The sequence below is a fragment of the Corynebacterium aquilae DSM 44791 genome, from assembly GCF_001941445.1.
Taxonomy (GTDB): Bacteria; Actinomycetota; Actinomycetes; order Mycobacteriales; family Mycobacteriaceae; genus Corynebacterium; species Corynebacterium aquilae.
Window position 1 is genome coordinate 2,669,081 of the sequence record NZ_CP009245.1, and the last position, 22,438, is coordinate 2,691,518.

The window sequence follows — 22,438 nt, forward strand, 5'->3', positions numbered from 1 at the left end:
AGCAAGATCGGACCATTGGTGGAATAACTAAGCTACTTCCAGCTCTTTGCGACAGCCTCAGCCTCTTCTAGATCGAAAGCAACATCGAGCTTGTTGGCGAAGTCGGACAACACCGTTATGGCTTTCTTCGTGATTTTCTCCCTCATTCCAAGGGCCTGAACCACGGCACCATAAATCAACTCCCCTTCACCACGAGCATCGCGGATAACTTGTTCCATTTTTTCCTCGTCGATTTCGACGACTGTTCGGAATTCCTCAAAATCCACTTTGTGGCCAGCCTGCTTGGCTTCGGTTTCAGCAGCTATAGACAGGTAGTGAATAAACATGCTTTGTCGCTCGGAAAGCCTTCCAACCCTACGAGCTGCCCACAAAACGGACCAAAGCACAGCTTCATACTCGGTAGACCGCTTCATAATCCGATCCGCGAGTTCAGCCACGCGCACCTCATCACGGATGACCGTTTTTGCGTGATAGCCAACTGCCCTCGTCATCCAGCCGTTGAGTGCAATCGCAACCGGCACACCGACCCCGGGAATAGCCATCTTGACCAGATTGCGCTGAAGAAGCTTCTTACCGATAACCGGCAGTGCCTGGGCTGCCTTGAGTCGTGCCCCAGAAAAAATTGCGCGGATAGCGTGCTGCACGACAGCCGGCACACCCTTCATCGCGACGTTACCGCCGACCTCAGCCCCCTTAACACCGAAGGCAATACGAATAAGTTTCCAGGAATCCTCTGAATCGTTGATATCAAGTGGTTTTCCGTAAAGCACAGAAATGTCATAGGCCAGTCTCATTTGAATCTGTGTGAGAAACACCATGTCAATGAGGAACGCGGAAGCCGCCGCAGGAACTGCGACTGGGGAAGCGCTGCCAGCAGACTGAATGGTTGTGGCAATCGCCCCGGTGTACGCAGAAGATGTTAAACCTCCCTCAATCGCCGCATACCGCGAAGCGAGAGCAATGCGTGTGTTAACGATTTCATCAGTCGGCAGATTGGGATATTTCTTCCGAAAGAATTCTGCATCAACTTGCTTCGTATAGTTAGCGACTGATTGCGTCAAGAGTTTCTTAAACCAATCACCGGATTTGAAGTCCGCCATCGAGGACGTCGAAACAAACTCCTTGACCTGAGCTAATTGATTTTTCAGCTCGGATCGGTCAATTGGCTCGCCATTAATTTCCTCCTCGAACTCCCCATTGAGTTCTTCGGCGATTACTTCGTCAATCTTGTCGTCACTGATGATCGCAGCGATAGCATCATCGGAGTTATCTTCGTTCCCAAACTCTGAGCTGCGCATACCGCATTCTCCTATGTAGAGCTAAAACGTTGGTTCCAGGGTAGTGAGAAACTGCCGTTTAGATAATCGAGTTTTCGCCAACTCCGTCCCCGCTGCTTGTGGCTATGAAGACGAACTGCTGCAAAATGCAAAAAGACAGGACTCCGCTACGAAGTCCTGTCTTGTGTAGCTAACAGCTAGCCTTAGCTTTCGCTACGTATTGTTGCTGGCCACCAGATCTTCTCCCCGACCAGGGCGAAGATTGCGGGCACCACCAGGGTGCGCACGACGAAGGTATCCAAGATGATGCCGAAGCCCACCAGGATGCCAACCTGGGTCAAGGTGATCAGTGGCAGCACGCCAAGCACGGCGAACACTGCTGCCAGGACGATGCCGGCACTGGTGATCACGCCGCCAGTCACGCCAACTGCGCGTACCATGCCGCGACGGGTGTTCATGCCCGGCGCGCTTGCTTCTTCTTTGGCGCGCAGCACCAGGAAGACGGTGTAGTCGATGCCGAGGGCGATGAGGAAGAGGACGGCGTAGAGCGGTGCCGAGGTGTCTAGTCCTGGGAATCCGAAGATGTGGGTGGATACGAGTGTGCCTGCTCCCATGGCGGCCCAGGTGGATAGTGCGGCTGCGGCGAGGAGCAGGATTGGGGCGAGTAGTGCGCGCAGTACGACGATGAGGACGAGCAGTACGGCCAGGAAGATCAGGGGGACGACGACTTTCATGTCGTGGACGATGCCGGCCTTGTTGTCGATTTGTTGTGGGAGTTGTCCGCCGACGACGGCGTTTTCTCCGACGTCGGTGGCGAGGTTTTGGCGCAGGGTTTTGACGGCGTTTGTGTTTTCGCCTTCGACGATGGCGGTTAGGCGTGTCATGTCGCCGTTGGTTGATTGTTGGGGCTGGCCGACAGGGTCGATGCCTTGGGTCTGGCTGATGGCTTTTTGGGCGGCGTCGGTATCAGGGGTCGGGACGTAGATCTGGATGGGGGATGCTTCGCCGAGTAGTTGTGCTGCGTCGACGGCCTCGGACTGGGTGCGGAATTGTTCGATGGAGCTTAGTCCGATGCGGGTGCCGAAGATGCCACCGCCGAGGGCGAGCAGGATGATGACGAGGGGGACGAGGAAGCGCAGGGGGTTGCGGTCGACGGTGTCTGCGATGCGTTCGAAGGTGTGGCCGCCGCCTTGTTCGTGGCCGACGGTGGGAATTTTGGGCCAGAACAGTCCGCGCCCGCAGACGTTGAGTGCGGCTGGCAGGAGGACGAGGGCGAACAGTAGTGCTACGAGTAGGCCGATGCTGGATGAGATGCCGAGGCTGCGGAGGGAGGGAACGCTGGCGAGGAGCAGGGTTTGGAGGGCTAGCACCACGGTGAGGTTGGAGCTGACGATGGCGGGGATGGAGGCTTTCCATGCTCGCTTGAGTGCGATCTTGTGGTCGTGTTCGTGGGCGAGTTCTTCGCGGTAGCGGCTGACCATCAGGAGTGCGTAGTTTGTGCCGGCACCGAAGACGAGCACGCTGGTGATGCCGGCGGTTGATCCGTCGGAGGCGAAAAAGCCGGTGGTTTCAGACAGCCAGCCGGTCAGTACTGCTGCGGCGCGATCTGCCAGGGCTGTGACTAGTAGGGGGATGAGCCATAGCACTGGGGATCGGTAGGTGATGATGAGCAGGATTGCGACGACGAGTGCGGTCACGCCGAGCAGGGTGAAGTTGGCGCCTTTGAATGCTGCTGCGGTGTCGGCTGCAAATCCTGCGGGGCCGGTTACCAGGGCTTCAACGCCTTCGGGGGTGGCGTTTTTGACTGCGGTGCGCAGCTCGTCCACGGCGTCGGATAGTGCGATGCCGTCGAGGTCGCCGGGGAGGTTGATGGTGGCTTGTGCTGTGTCAGGGCCAGCGGGGATGACTGGGCTTGCGGGCTCAGCGCCTTCGAGAGACTGGGCAGCCTGGGCGGGCACTGCCTGCAGTTGGCCGATTTGTTGCTGACTCAGTGGCTGGTTGGTGTGGAATACGACGATGGCGGCGAGTGCGTCGCCACCGGGGAAGTCGGCGGCGAGTTTTTGGGCGCGGGCTGCTTGGGAGTTCGCAGGAAGTGTTTCCGGGGCGCCGCTGCCGTCGCCTGCTCCGCTGAAAAGGCCGAAGAGTGCGCCGATGCCGATGAGGAAGGCTGCGATGATGATCCAGCTGGTGGATTTTTTCAGGCCTTGGTTTACGGAGTGTTCCGCTTCACCCTTTTGGTCGCATCTTTCCATGGGGTTAAGTGTCTCATGAATACTTCCCCAAGGCTAAGCGGAGATAAATACTCTCACATGCGGTTTTTAACCCATATTGGCGTCCGCATCCGAATTTCTTTTCATCACGAGATAGATTCCGAGCCCCAACGCGCTCAGCGCCAAAACCCATGGCACGATCAGGCCGATGGTGGTGTCCCTGTCCATTCGCATGACGTAGGCGATAGCAGAGACGATGCATGCAACGAGGACGTAGACGGCCCACGCACCGAGGTATTTTGGCCGGTGGCGTGGACCCAGGTTGCGCCAGGCGAAATAGAGGGAGCCCACAAAACCGACGACGATGAAGATGGCCATCCACCATTCCACGGCGATGGGTTTGCCGTTACCCAAATCGCCGGCCACTTGGGACAGTTGCGGCACGAAGGCAAAGGTCCAGCTCCACAGGATCAGGTAGGGCGAGAAAAACAGGCAGCCCGGCGCGTGGTTGGGCTGTGTGGTGGGGGTTTGCGTCTCTGGTTCGGACATGGCGGGAACCTTCCTCCCTTTTGGGGCGGACTGCGTGTTGAAAAAGATACCGTATTGCTTAGGGCTTGTTAAGGGCAGTGAGGAATTCTTGCGCCCCAGGCGAGGGTTTTTCTCCTGCCCATAGTGCGGTGATGGGCCGGATGAAATGCAGGCCATTCACCGCGACGGCGACGAGGGTTCCGCGTGAAATGTCATCGGCAACCACCCGGCGCGACAGGATGGCCGGCGCGATGCCTGCGCGGGTGAGGCTGAGTCCTGCGACGGTGGAGGTGACTTCGGTGTGCGCGGGCGCTGGGGTGAGTCCGAGGCGGGCGAAGCCTTGGTCGATGGTGGCGCGGGTTCCGGAGCCTTGTTCCCGGGAGATCAATTGGGTGGTGGCGACGCGTTGGGGGCTGGGGGTGTGGTGTGCCCATGGGTGTTGTGGGGTAACGACGATGTCCATGGCGTCTGTGCTGACCTGGCGTGCTGACAGTGTTGTTGGCCAGGTTGGGGATTCGATAATGCCGAGGTCGATCTCCCCTGTTTCGACTGCGTGCGCGATGGAGTGGGAGTTTTCGGCGCGGACGGTGACATCCCGGTGGGGATGGTGTTCGCGGTGGTGGTGCAGCCAGGCGGGAAGTAGGTATTCGGCGACCGTTAGGGATGCGCCGAGTCGGAGCTGCGCGGTTGGGGTGGGGCTGAGGCTTGCTACGAGGCTATTGAATTCTTGGGCGCCGTTGAGCAGGTTGGCGGCCCAGCCGTTGATGATGCGTCCGGTGTCGGTGAGGGTGAGCCCGGTGGCGGTGCGCTCGCAGAGGGTGTGGCCGAGGTGTTTTTCTAGTGCTTTCAGGCGCGCGGAGCAGGCCTGTTGGCTGATGTTTAAGGCGCGGGCGGCGTCAGAGACGGTGCCCAAACGTTCGAGCGCAGCAAGTGCTTCAAGTTGTCGGAGATCAACCATTTTTCCTCCACTACCTGGCGTTACAAATATTCATTGTAGCCGGACAAAGGGTATTGGTTTCAGTTTCTTTACTGGCATGGTTCAGGATTGTTGCCATGACCGTTACAGCTCCCGCCCCTACCCGCGCGCCGCGTCAGCGTCTGTCGCAAAATCTCACCCCGAACTGGTTTGCATCGGTGATGGGTACCGGCATTGTGGCTAATGCCGCCGCCACGTTGCCGCTGCACAATAGGGGGCTGACGCTTTTTGCCACGGTGGTGTGGTTGGCTGCGAGTACGTGGATGGTGGTGCTGATCGCGAAGACGATTGTGCACTGGGTGAAGTTCAATGATGTGGCGCGTTCACACGTGTTACATCCGACGATGGCGCATTTTTATGGCGCGCCACCCATGGCGTTTTTGACGGTGGGTACCGGCACGTTGTTGTTTGGTCCGCCGCTGATTGGTGTGGATTTGGCGGTCCGCATCGACTGGGTGCTGTGGATCATTGGCACGGTTACTGGCCTGGTGACGGCGGTGTTGATCCCCTTCTTAACGTTTACTCGCTATGAGGTGAAGATGGATAGCGCTTTTGCCGGCTGGTTGATGCCGGTGGTGCCGCCGATGGTGTCTTCGGCAACCGGCGCGCTGTTGATTCCGCACACCCCGGAAGGTGAGTTGCGGTTGCTGATGTTGTTGGGCTGTTACGCGATGTTCGGTTTGAGCTTGTTCGTTTCGGTCGTAATGATCACCATGTTGTGGTCGCGGTTGGCGCACCACAAGATTGGGGCGGCTGCGGCGGTGCCAACACTGTGGATTGTGCTGGGCCCTTTGGGCCAGTCGATTACGGCCACGAACAATCTGGCGAATCAGGCGCATCTGGCGGTTGGCGAGAACTTATCAGCCGCTTTTGAGGCCATGGGCGTGCTCTATGGCATCCCCACGTTGGGTTTTGCCCTGCTGTGGGTGGGTATCGCCGCAGCTGTCACTATTCACACGATCCGAAAGGATATGCCGTTTTCTTTGACCTGGTGGTCGTTTACCTTCCCCGTGGGCACCGTGGTGACGGGTATTGCCGGGCTGGCCGGCCACACGGGTAGCCACGTCTTGGGGGTCATGTCGATCATCGCCTATGGCTTCCTGGTGTGCGCCTGGATGATTGTTGCGGTGCGCACGGTGCGTATGCACTTAGGCCAGTAACTAGGCGCGTTGGAAAAAGCAGCGCCGCGGCTGTGCCCCCTTTGTGGGTAGGGCTGCGGCGCTGCTGTCGCGTTACAGGCTAGGTGGTCTCAAGCGTTGCTTGGGCGGCGGCGCGGGCTTTGACGGTGGCCCAGGCGGTGAATCCGAGAAGCACTACCGGGATGATCAGCAGCATGGTGGAGACCACCTGTTCTTTGCCCATGAAGAAAAACACGATACTCACCACAACAAGGACGATTTGCGCGAGGGTGAGGGCGTTGATGATGGGCAGTGCGGCTTGGTGTCCGGCGATCCAGGCTTCATCGCTGTCGGTGACCGGTTTGATGCGGATGCCCGCGACAGCGTTGCGCCCGGTGCGTCCTTGGGCGGCTGATTTGGTGATGGCCTGCACAACAAGGGCCGGAACACCCAATGCAAGCAAAACGATGATGGGCAGGATTGAGTCCATGATTGGGCTCCTCGTCAGTTCGCGCACGTGCCTGTGGGTCAGCAGGTCGACAGGTTGCTTTGAGTGTAAAAGAAAAACTTGCTCAGGTGCTGCTTTTTGCATGGAAAATGCCCTCGCACAGCGTGCGGGGGCATTTTTCTATGTTTTGTGCTCGCAGGTGGGGGTTAGGAGCACTTCACGATGGGTGCCGGGTCGTAGACCGTGGTGGTGGTGTTGCGGGAGACTTCGTTGCCGGACAGGTCGCGCACCACGCGGGTATCGGAGGTGGTGAAGCCGGGCGCGCCGGTGGAGGGCACGCAGCTGTCGCCGCTGAGGGTGATGGCTTTGGGTTGGGTTTCGGCCCAGCGGCCACCGTTGGTGGAGTCGACTTGGTAGGTCTTTTTGCCCATCATGTCGACGGTGATGGTGTTTTGGTCGCCGTAGGCGCGGATCAGCACCGGGTAGGGGCTGGTGTTTTTGAATTGCAGGTCGATGGCGCCTTCGAAGACGGTGGCTTCGCGGCCCGCGGGGTAGCGGGAGATGTAGTAGCTGTGCGGGGTGTGGGCGACGTCTTCCATGCCGGCGAAGTAGGCGGCGTTGTACAGGGTGGTGGCGAATTGGCTGATTCCGCCGCCGACGGCTTTGTCGGCGTGGCCGTCCATGATGATGCCGGATTCGATGAATCCTTGGGCGGTGCCGCGGGGCCCGGTGTAGCCGTTGAGGCTGAAGGTTTGACCGGGGGCCACGATCGCGCCGTCGACCATTTGGGCGACTTTGCGGATGTTGACGCCGCTGGCGTAGCTGAAGCCGCCGGTGGTGAAGGAGGAAACCTTGTCGTCGAAGGTGGCTTTTTCGGCTTGGGCGGTGGTGAAGGTGGCTTTTTCGTCTTTGTAGGCGGCGGGGAATTCGCGGTCTTTGTCGCCGATGACGCGGTCGGCGAAGCCGTCCATGGTGGCTTCCCAGTCGATGGCTACACCGTCGGCGGAGGGGGTGACGGTCTTGTTGCCGGAGACGAAGGAGATCTTGGCGTTGCGCATTTGCACTTCGGTGGCCGAGAGGTTTTCGGCGAGCAGTTCTTGTGCTTTGGCGGTGTCGACGACGGGTTCGAGTTGGCCGCCTTTGTTGTCGAAGTGGAGGATTTCGCCCATGCGTTCAATGGGGATGATGCCGTCGATGTTGTCGCGGCCTTTGGCGATGATGTCACCGCTGATGGCTTTGGCGGCCGGTCCTTCGGCGGCTTTTTTGACGGCGTCGTTGTTGACTTGGGGTTTGACCGGGTTGGGGGTGATGGTGACTCCGTCGGCGTCGAGCCAGCTGGCGCTGATGGTGCGGCGCAGGTCGCTGGGGTCGACGTCTTGGCCGTCGGCGGCGTCGGTGGTGACGATGTCACCGTCTTGGAAGTTCACCGCACCGTTGGTGGGGTCGATGTGTAGTTGGTTGGTGAGTTCTTGGGTGGCGGGCACGAAGCGTTGCTGGTCGACGTCGGAGACCAGCTCGATGGGGTGTTCCACGAAGAAGGATTTGATGCGCACGATCGGGTTGAGGGAGGGCTCGCCGGCCGCCGCGATGGTGGCGGGGATGTCGATGCCGAGGCCGATGTCGGCGGGGATGAATTCGGCGGTTTTTTCGCCGGCGGTGATCTTCACGGGCCGGGTGTTGCGCTCGTTGGCGACCTGGGTGAGTACCCGGGTGGCTTCCTCGGTGGTGTCGCCGCCGATGTTGGTGCCGGCGACGACGGTGCCGCGGGGGACGCGGTCTTTCATCAGCACAAAGTCAGCGCCGTAGGCGACGCCGCCGGCGATAACCATGCCAAGGAGAACACCGGCGGTGATTTTGGCGCCGCGGTGTCGTTTGGGGTGGGGACTCGTGCTTTTTTCCACGCGGCTATCTTAGCGCGCAGGCATTTCCTTAACGAATGCTTATGGGTTTTCGCCCCGAACTTTCGCCGCCCGCGCCCGAATACTGTCCTCCGGGATGCGCCCGTCGGCGACGGCGGCTTCCACGTCATCGATGGCTTGGTTGAGGTGGGCGGTGGTGATCCACAGGGCCACGTCGGCGCCGGCGGCGATCGCCGCCTCAGCGGCTTGGGCGGGCCCCATCAGGTCAGAAATTGCTTTCATGCCGGACAGGTCGTCGGTGTAGACCACCCCGCCGAAGGGCACCCCGCCCGGGTAGTCGCCGCTGCGCAGCAGCTGGTAGATGGCGGGGTCCAGGGTGGATGGCAGTGCGGGGTCGCCGTAGTCGGGCACGATCATGTGGCCGACCATCACGGCCGCCCCCGGCAGGCTGAGCGCCTGCGCGTAGGGCGCCAGGTCTAAGTCTTTGAGCGACTGTATTGGCGGGGTGACGACTTCGGCGTAGTGGCTATCGCCGCTGGCGCGGCCGTGCCCGGGGAAGTGTTTGAACACCGGGGTGACCCCCGCGTCGAGCAGCCCGCGGCCGAAGGCGGTGGCGAAGGTCGCGGCGGTGGTGGGGTCCCCGGAGAAACTCCGATCCCCAATGGCGCCGTCGGCGGGGCCACTATCGACGTCGAGAACCGGCGCGAAATCCACGTTAATGCCGGCGGCAAACAGTTTGCTGCCCAACTCAAAGCCGGTGGCCTGGACTTGCTCCGGGGTCATTGTCTGGGCCATCACCCGGGGCGCCGGAACCGCCCCAAATAGCCCCGACTGCCGCACCACACGGCCGCCTTCAGCGTCGATGGCAACGTTGAAGGGGCGGGGGAACTCCTGGCGCAGCGCCTGGATGTTGCGGCCCGGCTCCGTGATCAGGGCCGGATCCGTCCAGGACCCGATGAACAAGCCACCGACTCCGGCGGCCAGGGCCTGGCGGGCATCGTCGTAATTGCTCACCCCCACCATCATCAGCGTGGCAATATCTTCCCGCACCGGCCGCTGTGGCGGCGCCGGCGGTGGAGCGGGAATACTGCTGGTCGGCTCAGCGGAGGACGTCGCCGGAGCCTGGCTGGTCGTGGGTGCCGCGCTGGAAGATGGGGCGACCTGGCTGGTGCTACTTGCTAGCTGCTTATCCCCCGCCGAAGCGCAGCTGACCAGCGCCAGCGAGGCGACGGTGCTCGCACCCACCCAGGCCACCAGGCGGTGGCGTGGGCTGTTAGATGCGGGAGAAGTCATCATCAACGGGTCCTTTGACAAAACACGAACAATCCGGGTGCACGCTTTTCAAATGCGTTTCAACAGTACCCCTCTTGCGCCCACCACCCCACCCACAACGCCTGAGCACACCCACCACCACCCCACCGCACAGCCACCGCACACTTTTTCTGCGCCACCGCGCCCACATATCGCCCACCTATGCGCTGATGCCTAGTAGTCTGGTGGATTACTTAGCAAGCCAACCAGTTGAGGCATCTTCTATTTCCCACAAGCCCCGCGCACCAAGAGCGTGGAGCGGATGCCTACAAGGAGTGACTTAAACCCGTGCAGACCATGCTGATCGCCTACGACGGCTCCGACGAAGCTAAACGCGCCCTGGAGTACGCCTCCCAGCTGCTCAAGCCGCAGCAGGTCGACATCCTCACCGCCTGGGAGCCCCTGCACCGCCAGGCAGCCCGCGCCGCCAGCGGCGCCGGCATGAAACAAGCCGACTGGTCCCAACTGTCCGAAGACGGCGACCCCGCCTACGACGAGGCGCTGAACACCTGCCGCGAAGGCGTGGCCCTGGCCGAATCCCTCGGGCTGGTTGCCCGCGCCCACATGGTGGAATCCACCACCGCCATCTGGTCCGCCATCGTCGACGCCGCCGAAGAACTCAAACCCGACGTCATCGTCACCGGCACGCGCGCCGTCACCGGCATTCGTTCCCTGTGGCAGTCCTCCACCGCCGACAACGTCGTCAACCACGCCGGCCTGCCGGTGTTCATCGTCCCGCCGGAAAACGACGACGAAGACGAATAACCCCACCCACCATCCCGGTGGGCGCTTGGGGGTTTTCAACCCCCATCCCCTAGGATGATTCCCCAAGGATAATTTTGTGCAGCAACACCGTTTGGTGCTGGCGCTGCCCACATTGCGTCCACACTTTTTTCGTAAATTTTGCTGACCTTGGAAGGCGGCCCCCTTGGCGTACGAGTCTGATTCCCTCACCCGCCGCACCGTCGGCCCCGCTTTAGCGGCCGCTGTGATGGGTGCGGTTCTCGGCGCCGTCGGCGTCGTCGGGATCGCCCAGCTCAGCGGCGACAACACCCTGCCGCAAGACTCCGCACAGGTCAGCGACGACGCGCTGCTCGGCGGCGTTGAATACGGCTCCCGCAACTAGCAGGCGCGCCAGCCTGGCGCCACACCTGCTCGGCTGGCTGCTGCTAGCACTCGCGGTCTTCCGCCACCCCGGCGTTACCACCGCCGACACCAAACACGACCTCGCCGCACAGCCCGGGCACTTCCTGCGTGGCGCCGCCGAGGCATACACCCCCAACTTTGCCTTCGGGCAAGTGCAAAACCAAGCCTTCGGCTACCTCTTCCCCCACGGGCTATTCTTCCAGCTCACCGCTTTCTTTCCCGACTGGCTAGCCCAACGCCTGTGGTGGCTGTTGCTGCTCGGCATCGGTTACTCCGGCACCGTCTTCCTGCTGCGCAGACTAGCCATCACCTCCCCCATCGCGATCGTGTGCGCCGGCCTCTTATTCGCCCTCTCTCCGCGCGTCATGGGCACGCTGAGCACCATCTCCTCAGAAAGCTGGCCGGCGATGCTCACCCCCTGGATGGTGGCGGTGCTACTCCCCCGCAGGCCAAACCAGCAGTGGTGGCGGGGTATCGCGCCGGCCGTGGTGTGCGTGGCACTGATGGGCGCGGTCAACGCCACCGCCACCATCGCAGCCCTGCTGCCCGGCGTGGTGGTCGTGCTGGCCTCCACCAGATTTTTCGGCCTCCGCCACACCATTGCGCGGCTATGCGTTCTCGCGCTGGGCATCCTGGCGGTGACCGCCTGGTGGATCGTGCCGCTGCTCGTGCTGGGGGCATACGCGGCCCCCTTCGTGGAGTTCATCGAGTCGGCCTACACCACAACGCGCTTTGCCAACCTCGCCGAAATTTTGCGCGGCAGCGACCACTGGGTGGCGTTTGTCTCCAGCGAACGCTTCGCCGGGCACCTCATATCCACCAACGCCACCTACGTGCTCATCACCGGCATCATCGCCGCCATTGGCCTATGGGGGCTGGCACACCCCCGCACACCACACCGGGGACTGTGGGTGTTTTTCCTGTTCGCAGGGGCACTTGTCATGTCCGCCAGCCTGGGCCCGGCAGGTGCCAGCATCCAGGCACTACTCGACGGACCCCTGCTGGCGTTTCGCAATGTCCACAAGTGGGACGTGTGGGTGCGCCTACCCCTCGTCGTAGGCTTCGCCACCGCCACCGCCCCCGTCTTCGGCCGCTACTGGTCCTGGCGGGCGCTCGCCCGCCCTGCCGCCGCCACCGCAGCGCTGGTGGTGCTGGCAGCACTCACCCCAGCAACCGCAGGTCTACTCTTGCCCGCCGGCGCATACCGGGCGGTTCCCGACTATGTGCGCCACACAGCCGACTACCTCAACACCACGCCCTCGCCGACGGCTGTTGCCGCATCGCGCGGCAACGCGGTGCCCGTCACCGCGGAATCCCGCGCTGCTTCCGGGCGCGTGCTGGTTGTTCCCGCGGTCTCCTTTGCCCGGCAAGATTACGGCTGGACCCGGGACGAGCCACTGCAACCATTGCTCGATGTGCCCTGGGCGGTGCGCGACGCTATTCCCCTGATCAACCCCGAAACCATCCGCGGTCTCGACGGGGCACAGGCAGTGCTGCTCAACGACGATATTCCGGCGCACAAGGCCTTTGCCGCAATGGCCAGCATGGGCATCGATCGGCTGGTCGTGCGCACCGATATCGCCGCCGTCCGACACCGCGCCGAGCACATCCTGAGCCGCGCGCACCAGGCCGGCCTTCCAATCAAGGCTTTCACCGAAAAGGAAGACCCCACCACCGGGTACTTCGTGGTCACCTTGGCGGCCTCCACCACCGGCGAGCTTCTGCACGCAGCCCCGGTCCCGGTTGCTGGCAGCGGTGATGTGTTGGCTTTACTTGCCGCACTGTATGGGCCAACAGTTCCCTTCCAGCTGACCACCGATGGCTCAAAAGCTGTACCCGATTCCGGCTCCGTGGATTCCGCTGCCGGCCGCGCAACCCTTGGTGGCAGCGCCCCCATCAGTCACGCCCCAGCCCAGATCATCACCGACACCCCAGCGCTTGCCGTGCGCAACTACGGCACCGTCGAGCGCGCCGAAAGTGCTTTCCTCACCCGGGAGGACACCGCAACCAGCGTGCGCAATCGCCTGCAGAACTACCCCGGCACCGGCCCGGCAACCGTCGCAGATGATCTCGCCGTGTGGGCGAATTCTTCCGCCGCCGACGTCGACGCCTTGGGTGGCGCCGACCAGGAACGGGCACCGGCGATGGCCGTCGACGGTGACCCCGATACCGCCTGGTATCCGCAACCAGGTGCCGCCAACCCGCGACTGGTGCTGCAGCTAACCTCCACCCGCCCCGTCGTCGACATCACCATCACCGGCAGGCCGGCACGGCTGAAAGTGTGGGGCGCGTCCGCATCCGATGCGACATGGATCGATGCGGTTCCTGGAATCCCCCAAAAGGTCAGTGTGCCGGGTGGCCCCACCACCGAAGTCTCCATCGCCATTCCGGGATCCCGGGGCGCTACCGGCATCGCGGAAATAAGCCCCCACGGCGCACTCCTGGCGCGCCCTGTCATCCGGGTGCCCGATGCCCCTCCATCTGCCCGGGCTTTTGTCTTCCAGCGCCTGTCCATCGCCCAACCATCACTCAAGCGGGATTTCACCACCGCGCGCAGCTACCGACTCGTGGTGGGCGCTGGGCGCTGCGATCTTCCGGTCACCATCGACGGCGCGGATTACACCTGCGGGCAGGTGGCCGCGCTTGCCGCGGGCCCACATACCCTGTCCACCGCAAATACTTGGGTGTCCTTGACCGAGGAGGGTTTTATCCCGGGATCCGAATCCGCGCACACCACGGTGGTGCCCACGGGCTTGACGAACCTGCCGGGGCTTTCGGCACCCGGCGCGACACCGATCAGTATCGGCCCGGGTTTGGTGGCTTTCGATTACCCGTCCGCCCCGTCCGAGGTCACGGTCTCTCACGCCGGCAATAGCACCTACCGGGCGGGGGTCGTCGGTGGCGGCATCGTGGGGGTGTTGGCTCTGGTGGTCTGTGCGATTCTTAGCTGGCGCGAGCGCGCCGCATTGTGCGTCGACGTCGCCGTGCCACAGACGTTTTCTTCCCGGGGTGCTGGCCGGTGGCTTCGCGATGGGGTGGCGCTGTGTTCTGCGCTGCTGGTGGCGTGGTGTGTTGGTGGGATAGCCGGGGTGTTGGCGGCGGTGGTTGTGACAGCGGTGGTGGCTGTGCGCCCGAATCTTGCTCCGGTGCTGGCTGCTGGTGGTGTCGCTGGTGCGTGTTGGTGGTTGGCGCATGGCCCGTGGACGCAGCCGCAGGGTTATGCGGGGGATTCCTGGGTGGTGGCCGCCAGTGGTGTGGCTGCGTTGGTGGCGTTGGTTGCGCCGAGTTGGCGGAGGTAGGTGATTCCGCGGTCGGCGAAGGGTTTTTCGACGGTTTCGTAAAGGATCCAGGCGGCGATGATTGCTGTGGGCACAGCGACCAGGGTGAGGGTGAGGGCGTGCCCGGTAAATGGGGCGATGGTGGCTAGTTGCATGATGGTCTCGATCACGGGGAGGTGGATGAGGAAGATGCAGTAGGAGATGCGGCCCAGCCAGCGCGCGGTGGGGTGCTCGAGGGCGGTGGAGCGGGGGTTGAATGCGTAGGGGGTGACGATGAACGCGGCAACGAGGCCGCCGGCGAGGGTGCGGCGGGCGAACTCGGGCGCGGTGGGGTGCACTAGGCCTAGTGGGCCGAAAAATTCTTGGGCGGCTAGCCACATGGTGGCCAGCGCGAGAGCCCACCATAGGGGGCGAAGGCCGCACACCTTGACGATCCGGGGGCTAGAGGTGGCCCATGGTTCGGCCTCGGCGGCAATGATGCCGACCGCGAACCAGGAGAAAAACGCCGGGGGGAAGATTTGCCCGTTGATGCCGCCGGGGGTGAAGTGGTTGACAAATGGCAGCCATGCCCATCCGAGGGACAGCGCTGCTGTTGCGCACACGATGAGGATGCGGCTGCGGGTGCTGTGGATGCGGCGCAGGGCCGCCACCAGCAGGGGTAGTGCGAGATAGAAGGCCACTTCGACGCACATGGACCACAGGTGTGTCAGGGCTGGTGCGAGCCCATCCGGCAGGTAGATCTGCGCGAAGAACACGGTTGCTGCTTTGACTTCACCGCGGGTGGGATAGGCCGCTGGTACCAGCAGGAAGGTGCCGAGGACGACGGCTAGGTAGGCGGGCACGATGCGGCGGATGCGGCGGGTGGTGTAGCGGCGCAGATCGAGGTTTGCGCCAGCGACTCCGTGGCGGCGCCACAGCAGGAATGCTGATAGGGAGAAGAAAACGGCGACGAAGAAGTCGCTGCGCGCCAGCAGGGCCCCGATGAGGGTGCGCTGGTCGATACCGGTGAGAAACGCAATGTGGGTACCCATCACTCCGAGGGCGGCCACGGCGCGCAAACCCTCTAGTGAATCCAGGAATTGCTGCCTGGTTGCGTAGGATGATGGGGACATACTCGTTCAACTTAGTTGAGCGATACGTAAATTGTTCCTTTTCCGCCGCGCACAGCACATCGTTTCTTAGGAGTTTGTGTGCGGATTTTCATGGCCTCACGGGGCCTTTCACACGAAGGACTATGCATTTGGCGAAGCGAAACGGCCGCGATCTTCTCGCGCGAGTATTGGCGTTTGTTGGCGCGTTGTTGTTGGCGTTTTCCGCACTGATGCCCGCTGTGTTGATGCCGGCGTTGAAAACCATCCCACTGTCGGCGGGCGGTAAGACCGTCACCAACGAGGTGCCGGCGGTGTTGCTGGATGCGCGCGCTTTCGCCACCGGCAAGGTGCTTGAGGAACACGCCGAGGATCCCACCTGTCGCGCGGAGGGCGCTAAGGAGTTGCCGGTGCACTGCTTCGTGGGCTCGGCAGTTCCGGTGAAGGGCGTGCGCAATGTGGCCGCCGTGGAGCCGTCGGATAAGGACGACATCACCCTGCGGGCCGGCAACGTGCTGTTGCGGATGGATAAGCCGGAGGACACTGGCCTGATCAGTGCCTCGGTGGACCAGGTCACCCTGGATCGTCACGACGCGTTCCCCATTGAGGAACCCACCAGCACGTTCCACATGACCGCCCCCGATTTGGGTTTGGATGACACCACCGGTGGTTTCTTGCGTGATGGGCTGCAGTACCAGTTCCCCTTCGGAACCCAGCCGAAGTCCTACCCCTATTTCGATACCACCGCCCAAAAATCTACCCCCATTGATTTTGTCGACGAGCAGCAGTTCAAGGGCCGCAAGGTACTGCACTTTGGCCAGCAGGTCGGCGCGGTGAACATGTTCGATTCGGTCTCTATCGCCTTAAATCGCGACGGTGAGCTCACCGACAGCGAAAAGGGCGTGCTGGCGGGCCTGCGCCTGGTTTCTACCTATGGCCGCTGGTACACCCCGGATGAGATGGCCAAGATGGGCGTTGCCCCGGAGGATCAGGTGGTGATGACCCGCTACTATGCGGTCGCCCGCGACCTGCTGGTGGAACCCCGCACCGGGGTGATTGTGCGTGGCCAGGAGCGCCTGCACTATTTCTTCGCGTCCTCCCAACAGGAAGCTCAGGCTGCGGCGGATGCGCACTTTGCGGATCCGGACGCGCCGGTGAGTATGGATCGTTCCGCGCTGGTGGCCACCGCCGCGTGGAATGAGGACACCCAGGATCGCCAGTTCGCCAAGGCCGATGATGGTGCCTCCAAGTTGCGGCTGCTGGATAGCCTGCACCTGCTGGGGCTTACCCTTGGCGCAATCCTGCTGATCATTGGCCTGTTCCTGGTCTATAAGAACCGCTCCACAAAGGCCGAATAAACTATCCGCATGCCTTCCACACACCCGCGCCACCTCGCTGTTGTCGCGGGTGTTGTCATTGTTGGGCTCAGCGTCCTGTGGCCGTTTTTGCTGCCGGGTGGGCTGTTGGCGCGCGACATGGTGGTGCTTGGCCACATGGCGCTGAGCGATCAGGCCACGGGTTTTTCTGTACTGCCTGCCCGGGCCGCGCCCCAGGATGGGTTTCTCGCGTTGATTCCTTTCGGGCTTGCGCCACTGGTGGCGCGGGCTTTGGTGTTGAGTTCCGCCTGGTGGGGTGCGCGCGCCGCCTGGCGCATCGGCGGACCAGTCGCTGCGATTTTGCTGCTAGCGAATCCTTTTGTGGTCTCTCGGCTGTTGCAGGGCCATTGGTCGTTGGTGGTCGCGTTTTTCGCGCTTGCAGTCCTGACTTACGAGTTCTGCGCATCGCCCCGCCCGCGCTGGTTGCTGGTGGCTCTCGCCATGTGGATGGCCAGCCTCACCCCCACCGGCGCGGTGTTTGCGATCGTTGTTGCGCTGCTACTGGCCACCTCTTGGCGCCACAGGCTCATCCTGCTGGCTATCGGGGGCGCACTGTCGCTGCCGTGGCTGGTGCCGAGTGTTCTTGCCAGCAGTCGTGGTGCGAGTATTACCGCAACTGCTGCAAGTTTCGTCGCCTTCGCTCCCCGCGGGCAGGGACCTATGGGCGTTGTCCTGAATGTGCTGGGCACAGGCGGTATCTGGAATACTTCGGCTGATCTGGCGTCACGCAGTGGCGTGTTCTCGGTGTCTGTGCTCGCCGGGGCGCTGGTGACCGTGCTGCTGTTGGTCGCCGGCTGGCGTACACCACGAAGTGTGCCGCGCCAACTCTGGGCACTGGGCGTTTTTGCCCTTTTCGCCACCTGCCTGGTGGGGCTTTTCCCATCTACTGCCGGTGCGCTGCTGTCCCCACTGCCAGGATCTGGCCTGATTCGGGATGGGCAGAAGTTGGTGATGTTGGCGCTGCCGGCGCTGCTTCTTGGGGTGCGTCCCGCCATCGACATGTTGTGCACTTGGTTGTCGCGTGTGCCCACCAAAGCAGTGGCGGCACAGGCATTGTTAGCAGCATTGCTGGTCATCAACGTGTGGGGGGCGCCGTTTGCGATGCGCCAGATCACCCCCATCCCTGAGCCGCGTATGGATTTCCTGGCCCAGCAGGTCGGCGATCGGATGCTGCTCATCGTGCCGGGTTCCACCACCGTCAGCTTTCACGATCGCACGATTGTGGATCCGCGCACCAAGGCGATGAGTGTGCTCAGCAGCGGGGAGCTGATCGTTGACGGTGAAGTCGTCGACCCGCCGAATCCCGCGTATATTTCTGCCGTCAACGCGTGGAACGCGCACGATATGTCGGCGCTACAGGCTCTGGGAGTTGGGGTGGTTCTGGATGAAAAAACTGGTGCGCTCACCGAGGTCCCCGGCGCGCAGCCCGCGCGCCCGCAACTGATGGGTGTGATGTTGTGCGCCCTGTGGAGCCTGACAGGTGTTGTCCTGTGTGGTACTTGGGCCGCCAGTAGCTGGCTGGCGTCCCGCCGGTAGTTACCCCCGAACGATGGATTGCTTGAGGACGGTCTCCATCGATGCACCGGTGGCTGTCCAGTTAAGGCCCGCGGCCTTGTCGCGCGCTGCTGCGCCCAGCCGGCAGCGCAGCTCATCGTCCTGGAGCACACGCACGGTGTGAGCGTAGAACTGGTCGAAGTCATCCGCCAACAGGCCGGTGCGTTCGTGATCGATGGAGTCCTGCAGGCCTTTGGCTGCCCGGTAGCCGATGGTGGGAACCCCGTGCTGGGCGGCCTCCATGACGGTAATACCCCAGCCTTCTTTGGCTGACGGCATCAGGTGTACGCGGGAACGTTCCAACAGAGCGTGCTTGTATTCCTCGCTGACATGCCCATGGAAGTGCACGCAACACCCAAGCCCGAGGTCGTCAGCGCGGGCGCGGAGTTTGTCCTCCCACCAGCCGGCACCAACCACGTCGAGGGTGACTCGACCGTGAAAGTCGGTTTCCCGATCCAGCCGGGCAACCACATCAAGGGCATGCTCAAGCTGTTTATGGGGAACCAGGCGCGCGAGTGTCACCAAGTGCACATCGTGCGTGGCGGGTGCGACGACCTCGGCAGCAGGCAGTGGATCGCAGCCGTTGCGAATGATGGTGATGTTGGCGGCCGGAACGCCTAACTCAATGAGCTCATCGGCACTAGGGATGGATACGGTCACCCACTGATTGTTGCGATGCACCCTTGGGGAGACTTTGGACTCCAGCATCCAGCCGATGCGCCCTAAGACTTTGCCGGCAACCGGCCACTGTTCCTTGTGGCAGTGGTGGCTGAGCAGTACCACCGGGCAGTCGGCCACCAGGGTGGCGAAGAAGGGGATGCCGTTGTGGACGTCGATGATGGCGTCCATCCCACGCAAAGGGCCGATGCCCATGCGCCCCATGGCCAGTGCCATGAGCCCCCGCGGGTAGACGGTGAAGGCACCACCGGCGCGGCTGTAGGTCACTCCGTGGCGGCGGCTGGTGCGCATGGAGCCGGTGTAGCGTGCCGTGCGGATGACGACGTCGTGGCCGGCGCGCGCCAGATATTCGGCGACCGCCTCAACGTAGCGCTCACTGCCCCCACCTTCGGGGTGTTGGCTATCGCGCCAAGACATCACAACGACTTTCACGTTGCAGTAGCCTAAAGCCTTATGCCCACCTTTGACCATCTGCGGCGTACCCGCGCCCGTGCGAGCCTGCGGCGCAGCGTCGACTTGTTGGCGTCGTTCCGTTTCGAGCAAACCGCGCCGGAAAAGTTTTATGGACCACTCGCCGAGGACACCGCGAACCTCATTGAGGATCTCGTCGCGGATCTCTCACGCGGTGATGTCGCAGGTGATAGCCCGCTTCGGGGGTTGAGCATCCTGGATGTGGGTGGCGGCCCCGGGTATTTCCACGAGGCTTTCGCTCGCCGGGGGGCTGAGTATTTCACGGTGGAGCCGGACGTCGGCGAGATGGCGGCCGCTGGTATTGATGTGCCGGCCAGTGTGCGGGGAAGCGGCATGGATTTGCCGTTTCAAGATGATGCGTTCGATGTGGTGTATTCCTCCAACGTCGCAGAGCATGTGCCCGATCCGTGGCGTATGGGTGAGGAAATGCTGCGCGCCACCAAGCCGGGTGGGCTGATGATTTTCAGCTACACCATCTGGCTGGGTCCTTTCGGTGGCCATGAGACGGGGCTGGTCCCGCACTATATCGGTGGTGGTTTCGCCCGCGATCGCTACACCTCCAAGCATGGGCATCCGCCGAAGAATGTGTTCGGCGAGTCCCTGTTCGACGTGTCGTGCGCTGAAGGTTTACGGTGGGCGAACTCGACAACGTCCGGGGAGCTTGTGGCGGCGTTTCCCCGCTATCACCCGAGCTGGGCATGGTGGCTGGTAAACGTGCCGGTGGTGCGCGAGTTTTTGGTCAGCAACCTGGTGGTCGTGCTTCGGAAATAGTTGCTGCCACGACAGCACCACGAAGGCCGGTCGGTCACCGCTTCTAAAACGGTGGCCGGCCGGCCTTTGTGTGTCAGGTGTTAGTGAGTCCTGGTTTTACAGGGCGTCGTGGACGCGCTTCTTCAGGGCCTCGAACTGCTCGTGCACCTCGGCGGGGACCTTCGGGCCGAGCTTCTTGAGCCATGCGGCGTTGTCCTCGAGGTCGCCTTCCCACTGGGAGGGGCGGGCGCGCAGTGCCTCGCGGACGTCGTCGATGTCGACGTCCAGGCCGGTGAGATCGAGGTCTTCGACGTTAGCGGTGTGGCCAGCGACGGTCTCGCGGGCGCCGACGCGGCCTTCGATGCGGTCAACGACCCACTTGAGGACGCGGGAGTTGTCGCCGAAGCCGGGCCAGAGGAAGCGGCCGTCGTCGCCGCGGCGGAACCAGTTGACCAGGAAGACGGCCGGCATCTTGTCGCCGCCCTTCTTGCCCATGTCGATCCAGTGCTGCAGGTATTCGCCGGCGTTGTAGCCGATGAACGGCAGCATGGCCATCGGGTCGTGGCGCAGGGAGCCGACCGGGCCTTCGGCGGCTGCGGTCTGGCCGGAGGCCAGCAGGGCGCCGATCATGGTGGCGTGGTTCCAGTCGTAGGCCTGGGTGACCAGCGGGATGGTGTCGGGGCGACGACCACCGAACAGGATGGCGTCGATCGGGACACCCTTGGGGTTGTTGAAGTCGTCGATGGCTGCCACCGGGCACTGCTCCAGGGGCACACAGTAGCGGGAGTTCGGGTGGCTGGACAGGCGATCAGAGTCGGGGGTCCAGTCCTTGCCGAGCCAGTCGATGAGGTGCTCCGGCTTGCCTTCGAGGCCTTCCCACCAGACGTCACCGTCGTCGGTCAGTGCGACGTTGGTGAAGATGGCGTTGCCCGGCTCCAGCGACTTCATGGCGTTGGGGTTGGAGGAGTAGTTGGTGCCCGGTGCCACGCCGAAGAAGCCGTTCTCCGGGTTGATGGCGTACAGGCGGCCGTCCTCACCGAAGTGCATCCAGGCGATATCGTCGCCGATGACCTCGGCCTTCCAGCCGTCGATGGTGGGCTCGAGCATGGCCAGGTTGGTCTTGCCACAAGCGGACGGGAAGGCGGCGCAGATGTTGTAGGACTTGCCCTCGGGCGAGGTCAGCTTCAGGATGAGCATGTGCTCGGCCATCCAGCCCTCGTCGCGAGCCATCACGGAGGCGATGCGCAGGGCGTAGCACTTCTTGGCGAGGATGGCGTTTCCGCCGTAGCCGGAGCCGTAGGACCAGATCTCACGGGTCTCGGGGAACTGGGTGATGTACTTGGTGTCGTTGCAGGGCCAGGTGACGTCCTCCTGGCCTTCCTCCAGCGGGTAGCCGACGGAGTGCAGGGCGCGGACGAACTCGCCGTGCTCGCCGATCTTGTCCAGGGCGGCCTGTCCCATGCGGGTCATGATGCGCATGGACAGTACGACGTATGAGGAGTCGGTGAGCTGGACGCCCAGCTTGGGGTCATCGGCGTCGATGGGGCCCATGCAGAAGGGCACCACGTACATGGTGCGGCCCTTCATGGATCCGCGGTAGTGCTCGGTCATCTCGGCCTTCATCTTGGCCGGGTCTGCCCAGTTGTTGGTGGGGCCGGCGCCTTCCTCGGTTTCCGAGCAAATGAAGGTGCGGGATTCGACGCGGGCAACATCGTCCGGGTTGGAGCGGGCGAGGAAGCTGTTGGGCTTCTTCTCCGGGTTCAGGCGGATAAAGGTGCCAGCATCCACGAGTTCCTGCGCGAGGCGGTCCCACTCTTCCTGCGAGCCGTCAGCGAACTCGACGGAGTCGGGCTGGAACAGCTCAACTGCGTCGGCGATCCACTTCAGCATCTCCTCGTTGCGAGTGGGGGCTTCACCCTTGAGGCCGGGGATGACGGTTTCGGACATCGTGTCTCCTGACATTGACTACGAACTACGCCGTGGTGTCGGGCGCATAAAAAAAGGGGCTAATTCAAAGAGTCCTTACGGGTTCACACTAGCGCGTGGGCACACCGGTTGCAGTTGTTTTTTCCATCCTGATGGCCCGTGTTGTCATATCCAGTCGGTGGATAGAAAGTATTCGCACGTTACCCCCGAATTATGAGACTCGGCACACTTTTGCCGTTTCATACAAACGGGGGTAGTGATGGGGGTGTTTCGAGTGGGGCGGGGGTTCGATCTGGGTACGGGAAATCATCGACGCACCCCAGCAGTCGGGCCTCCCACCCGCACCCGCAGCACCCACCCACGATGAAAAGATTTTCACTTTTAGTTGCCACGGATTCCCCTATCACACAGCGGAAACTTCAGACCTTTCGCCGCCACACCACC

17 protein-coding genes are annotated in these 22,438 nt (G+C 62.6%); 7 read left to right on the forward strand and 10 right to left on the reverse strand.

Features of this window, described 5'->3' with window-relative positions; all coding sequences use genetic code 11:
• Positions 1 to 32: 32 nt before the first annotated feature.
• From CAQU_RS11305 to CAQU_RS11320, 4 genes are all read right to left on the reverse strand, one after another.
• The gene (locus CAQU_RS11305; RefSeq protein ID WP_084563069.1) at positions 33 to 1,298 is read right to left on the reverse strand and encodes a hypothetical protein; all 1,266 of its coding nucleotides are present in this window, start codon (positions 1,296 to 1,298) and stop codon (positions 33 to 35) included.
• A gap of 182 nt (positions 1,299 to 1,480) precedes the next feature.
• Positions 1,481 to 3,529: an MMPL family transporter gene (locus tag CAQU_RS11310; protein ID WP_084563071.1), complete on the reverse strand. Its 2,049-nt coding sequence runs from the start codon at positions 3,527 to 3,529 to the stop codon at positions 1,481 to 1,483.
• Positions 3,530 to 3,595: 66 nt separating this feature from the next.
• Entirely contained in the window at positions 3,596 to 4,036 is a 441-nt protein-coding gene (locus CAQU_RS11315; RefSeq protein WP_075727826.1) for a hypothetical protein, read from the reverse strand.
• 58 nt (positions 4,037 to 4,094) lie between these two features.
• Positions 4,095 to 4,973: a LysR family transcriptional regulator gene (locus CAQU_RS11320; RefSeq protein ID WP_075727828.1), complete on the reverse strand. Its 879-nt coding sequence runs from the start codon at positions 4,971 to 4,973 to the stop codon at positions 4,095 to 4,097.
• 95 nt (positions 4,974 to 5,068) lie between these two features.
• Between CAQU_RS11320 and CAQU_RS11325 the strand changes: the two genes are divergently transcribed.
• Positions 5,069 to 6,151 (forward strand): TDT family transporter, encoded by a 1,083-nt coding sequence (locus CAQU_RS11325; protein ID WP_084563073.1) that lies wholly within the window; start codon positions 5,069 to 5,071, stop codon positions 6,149 to 6,151.
• Between the two features lie 79 nt (positions 6,152 to 6,230).
• Here the strand turns inward: CAQU_RS11325 and CAQU_RS11330 are convergent, their stop codons facing one another.
• From CAQU_RS11330 to CAQU_RS11340, 3 genes are all read right to left on the reverse strand, one after another.
• Positions 6,231 to 6,599, reverse strand: a complete 369-nt coding sequence (locus CAQU_RS11330) for an SdpI family protein (protein ID WP_075727830.1) — start codon at positions 6,597 to 6,599, stop codon at positions 6,231 to 6,233.
• A 164-nt stretch (positions 6,600 to 6,763) separates the two neighbouring features.
• A complete protein-coding gene (locus tag CAQU_RS11335) occupies positions 6,764 to 8,386 on the reverse strand; it encodes a VanW family protein (RefSeq protein ID WP_084563265.1) in 1,623 nt (540 codons plus the stop codon).
• A 111-nt stretch (positions 8,387 to 8,497) separates the two neighbouring features.
• Positions 8,498 to 9,709: a glycoside hydrolase family 3 N-terminal domain-containing protein gene (locus CAQU_RS11340; protein WP_084563267.1), complete on the reverse strand. Its 1,212-nt coding sequence runs from the start codon at positions 9,707 to 9,709 to the stop codon at positions 8,498 to 8,500.
• 315 nt (positions 9,710 to 10,024) lie between these two features.
• Between CAQU_RS11340 and CAQU_RS11345 the strand changes: the two genes are divergently transcribed.
• The 3 genes from CAQU_RS11345 (at position 10,025) to CAQU_RS11355 (ending at position 14,172) form a co-directional block, all read left to right on the forward strand.
• Positions 10,025 to 10,492 carry a universal stress protein gene (locus tag CAQU_RS11345; protein ID WP_075728734.1) on the forward strand — a complete coding sequence of 156 codons (468 nt, stop codon included), beginning with the start codon at positions 10,025 to 10,027 and terminating at the stop codon, positions 10,490 to 10,492.
• 163 nt (positions 10,493 to 10,655) lie between these two features.
• On the forward strand, positions 10,656 to 10,853 hold the full coding sequence (locus CAQU_RS11350; protein WP_075727834.1) for a DUF2613 domain-containing protein: 198 nt from the start codon (positions 10,656 to 10,658) through the stop codon (positions 10,851 to 10,853).
• Complete coding sequence (locus tag CAQU_RS11355; protein WP_084563075.1) at positions 10,831 to 14,172, forward strand: alpha-(1->3)-arabinofuranosyltransferase domain-containing protein; 3,342 nt, start codon at positions 10,831 to 10,833, stop codon at positions 14,170 to 14,172. The genes CAQU_RS11350 and CAQU_RS11355 overlap by 23 nt, the downstream gene beginning before the upstream one ends.
• On the opposite strand, the gene CAQU_RS11360 is transcribed toward CAQU_RS11355, so the two are convergent.
• Positions 14,091 to 15,263 (reverse strand): acyltransferase family protein, encoded by a 1,173-nt coding sequence (locus CAQU_RS11360; RefSeq protein WP_075727836.1) that lies wholly within the window; start codon positions 15,261 to 15,263, stop codon positions 14,091 to 14,093. The genes CAQU_RS11355 and CAQU_RS11360 overlap by 82 nt on opposite strands.
• 128 nt (positions 15,264 to 15,391) lie before the next feature.
• On the opposite strand from CAQU_RS11360, the gene pgfA reads away from it, so the two are divergent.
• Both pgfA and CAQU_RS11370 read left to right on the forward strand, forming a co-directional pair.
• Complete coding sequence (pgfA, locus tag CAQU_RS11365) at positions 15,392 to 16,597, forward strand: cell envelope lipid trafficking protein PgfA (RefSeq protein WP_169836044.1); 1,206 nt, start codon at positions 15,392 to 15,394, stop codon at positions 16,595 to 16,597.
• Between the two features lie 9 nt (positions 16,598 to 16,606).
• The gene (locus CAQU_RS11370; protein WP_075727840.1) at positions 16,607 to 18,151 is read left to right on the forward strand and encodes an MmpA family trehalose lipid delivery protein; all 1,545 of its coding nucleotides are present in this window, start codon (positions 16,607 to 16,609) and stop codon (positions 18,149 to 18,151) included.
• On the opposite strand, the gene CAQU_RS11375 is transcribed toward CAQU_RS11370, so the two are convergent.
• The gene (locus CAQU_RS11375) at positions 18,152 to 19,264 is read right to left on the reverse strand and encodes a glycosyltransferase family 4 protein (protein ID WP_245797266.1); all 1,113 of its coding nucleotides are present in this window, start codon (positions 19,262 to 19,264) and stop codon (positions 18,152 to 18,154) included.
• Between the two features lie 36 nt (positions 19,265 to 19,300).
• Here CAQU_RS11375 and CAQU_RS11380 point away from each other — a divergent pair, with 36 nt between their 5' ends.
• Positions 19,301 to 20,089, forward strand: a complete 789-nt coding sequence (locus CAQU_RS11380) for a class I SAM-dependent methyltransferase (protein ID WP_075727844.1) — start codon at positions 19,301 to 19,303, stop codon at positions 20,087 to 20,089.
• A 96-nt stretch (positions 20,090 to 20,185) separates the two neighbouring features.
• Here CAQU_RS11380 and CAQU_RS11385 read toward each other — a convergent pair whose 3' ends face one another.
• A complete protein-coding gene (locus tag CAQU_RS11385; RefSeq protein WP_075727846.1) occupies positions 20,186 to 22,015 on the reverse strand; it encodes a phosphoenolpyruvate carboxykinase (GTP) in 1,830 nt (609 codons plus the stop codon).
• Positions 22,016 to 22,438: the final 423 nt, after the last annotated feature.

What these genes read in the sequence shown, in the direction of transcription:
- CAQU_RS11305 (WP_084563069.1), bottom strand. Translation starts at nt 1,298, where the DNA reads ATGCGCAGCTCAGAGTTTGGGAACGAAGATAACTCCGATGATGCTATC.
- CAQU_RS11310 (WP_084563071.1), bottom strand. Translation starts at nt 3,529, where the DNA reads ATGGAAAGATGCGACCAAAAGGGTGAAGCGGAACACTCCGTAAACCAA.
- CAQU_RS11315 (WP_075727826.1), bottom strand. Translation starts at nt 4,036, where the DNA reads ATGTCCGAACCAGAGACGCAAACCCCCACCACACAGCCCAACCACGCG.
- CAQU_RS11320 (WP_075727828.1), bottom strand. Translation starts at nt 4,973, where the DNA reads ATGGTTGATCTCCGACAACTTGAAGCACTTGCTGCGCTCGAACGTTTG.
- CAQU_RS11325 (WP_084563073.1), top strand. Translation starts at nt 5,069, where the DNA reads ATGACCGTTACAGCTCCCGCCCCTACCCGCGCGCCGCGTCAGCGTCTG.
- CAQU_RS11330 (WP_075727830.1), bottom strand. Translation starts at nt 6,599, where the DNA reads ATGGACTCAATCCTGCCCATCATCGTTTTGCTTGCATTGGGTGTTCCG.
- CAQU_RS11335 (WP_084563265.1), bottom strand. Translation starts at nt 8,386, where the DNA reads ATGGTTATCGCCGGCGGCGTCGCCTACGGCGCTGACTTTGTGCTGATG.
- CAQU_RS11340 (WP_084563267.1), bottom strand. Translation starts at nt 9,709, where the DNA reads ATGACTTCTCCCGCATCTAACAGCCCACGCCACCGCCTGGTGGCCTGG.
- CAQU_RS11345 (WP_075728734.1), top strand. Translation starts at nt 10,025, where the DNA reads ATGCTGATCGCCTACGACGGCTCCGACGAAGCTAAACGCGCCCTGGAG.
- CAQU_RS11360 (WP_075727836.1), bottom strand. Translation starts at nt 15,263, where the DNA reads ATGTCCCCATCATCCTACGCAACCAGGCAGCAATTCCTGGATTCACTA.
- CAQU_RS11370 (WP_075727840.1), top strand. Translation starts at nt 16,607, where the DNA reads ATGCCTTCCACACACCCGCGCCACCTCGCTGTTGTCGCGGGTGTTGTC.
- CAQU_RS11375 (WP_245797266.1), bottom strand. Translation starts at nt 19,264, where the DNA reads ATGTCTTGGCGCGATAGCCAACACCCCGAAGGTGGGGGCAGTGAGCGC.
- CAQU_RS11380 (WP_075727844.1), top strand. Translation starts at nt 19,301, where the DNA reads ATGCCCACCTTTGACCATCTGCGGCGTACCCGCGCCCGTGCGAGCCTG.
- CAQU_RS11385 (WP_075727846.1), bottom strand. Translation starts at nt 22,015, where the DNA reads ATGTCCGAAACCGTCATCCCCGGCCTCAAGGGTGAAGCCCCCACTCGC.